3 protein-coding genes are annotated in these 1,758 nt (G+C 72.1%); all 3 read right to left on the minus strand.

Annotation, left to right across the window (positions count from 1 at the left end; translation table 11 throughout):
- The coding region (locus ACFV2S_RS37885) for an FAD-binding protein (RefSeq protein ID WP_385570887.1) at positions 1-815 on the minus strand (815 nt) is incomplete at its 3' end.
- 33 nt (positions 816-848) lie between these two features.
- Positions 849-1,634 (minus strand): electron transfer flavoprotein subunit beta/FixA family protein, encoded by a 786-nt coding sequence (locus ACFV2S_RS37890; protein WP_329855069.1) that lies wholly within the window; start codon positions 1,632-1,634, stop codon positions 849-851.
- 28 nt (positions 1,635-1,662) lie between these two features.
- Positions 1,663-1,758 (minus strand): acyl-CoA dehydrogenase family protein (locus ACFV2S_RS37895; protein ID WP_157849844.1); only part of this gene is annotated, 96 nt, incomplete at its 5' end.

Below are 1,758 nucleotides of genomic sequence, written 5' to 3' on the forward strand. Positions count from 1 at the left end.
TCGCTGTCGTGGAGCAGGGTGAAGGCGTGGGCGGAGGTGCCGACGGTCGGGATGCCGTAGCGGAAGCCGGCCGCGAGGTCCGAGGTGGAGTCGAATCCGCCGACGTCGGCGGCGCGGGAGGCGCCGACGGCCGCGCCGAGCGAGTCGGCGAGCTTCTCGACGACCGCGAAGCCCTCGGCCGCGCCGACACCGCGGCCGCCGGAGACGACGATCGGGGACTCGGTGAGCTCGGGGCGGCCGGTGGAGACGCGCGGGGTGCGCGAGACGACCTTGGCGGCGTTGCCGGTGAAGGCGACGGTGACGTTCTCGACCGCGCCCGCGGCGGCAGCGGCCTCCGGGGCGGCGGAGTTCGGCTTGACGGTGATGACCGGGACGCCGTGCGAGACCGTCGACCGCACCTGGTACGAGGCGGCGAAGACGGACTGGGTGGCGACCGGGCCCTGCTCGCCGGCCTCCAGCTCCACGGCGTCGGTGATCAGACCGGAGCCGAGGCGGAGCGCGACGCGGGCCCCGATCTCCTTGCCCTCGCCGGAGGAGGTCACCAGGACGGCGGCCGCCCCCTTCTCCTGGGCGAGCTGGGTGAGCGCGTCGACCTTCGGGACGACGAGCTGCTCGGTGAACTCGGCGCCGTCCGCGACGTACACGGTGGCGGCGCCGTACTCGCCGGCCGTGGCGGCGATCGAGGCCGCGGCCTCGCCGGCGCCGAGGACGACCGCCGAGGGCTCGCCGATGCGGCGGGCCAGGGTCAGCAGTTCGAGGGCCGGCTTGCGGACCGCACCGTCGGCGTGGTCCACGAGAACCAGGATCTCAGCCATGATTCCTTGCTCCTGAGGTGGGGTGACGGTGGATCAGATGAACTTCTGGGTGGCGAGGAAGGCCGCGAGCTGCTTGCCGCCGTCCCCCTCGTCCGTGACGATCGTGCCCTGGGTGCGGGCCGGGCGGGCGGCCACGGCGTCGACCAGGGTCCAGGACCCGCCGAGGCCGACCTCGTCGGCGTCGATGTCCAGGTCGTCCAGGTCCAGCTCCTGGACCGGCTTCTTCTTGGCGGCCATGATCCCCTTGAAGGAGGGGTAACGGGCCTCGCCGGACTGGTCGGTGACCGAGACGACGGCCGGCAGCGGGGCCTCCAGGAGCTCGGTCGCGGCGTCGCCGTCACGGCGGCCCTTCACGAGACCGTCCTCGACGGAGAGCTCCGACAGCAGGGTGACCTGCGGCAGGCTCAGGCGCTCGGCGAGCAGCGCGGGCAGGACGCCCATCGTGCCGTCGGTCGAGGCCATGCCGCAGACGACCAGGTCGAAGCCGGTCTTCTCCAGGGCCTTGGCCAGGATCGCGGAGGTGGCGATCACGTCGGAGCCGTGGATGTCCTCGTCGTTGACGTGGACGGCCTTGTCGGCGCCCATCGACAGCGCCTTGCGCAGCGCGTCCTTGGCGTCGTCCGGGCCGACCGTGACGACGGTGACCTCGGCGTCGTCGGACTCCTCCGAGATGCGGAGGGCCTGCTCCACCGCGTACTCGTCGAGCTCCGAGAGGAGCCCGTCGACGGCCTCGCGGTCGGTCGTCAGGTCGTCGGCGAAACCGCGGTCGCCGGTCGCGTCGGGGACGTACTTCACACAGACAGCGATCTTCAGGGTCACGGCCTGTCTCCTTTCGGGAGGCGGGTGGTTACGGGAGGTTGCGGGCCATGACGATGCGCTGGACCTGGTTGGTGCCTTCGTAGATCTGGGTGATCTTGGCGTCGCGCATCATGCGTTCGACGGG

The organism is Streptomyces sp. NPDC059695 (genome assembly GCF_042733785.1).
Taxonomy (GTDB): Bacteria; Actinomycetota; Actinomycetes; order Streptomycetales; family Streptomycetaceae; genus Streptomyces.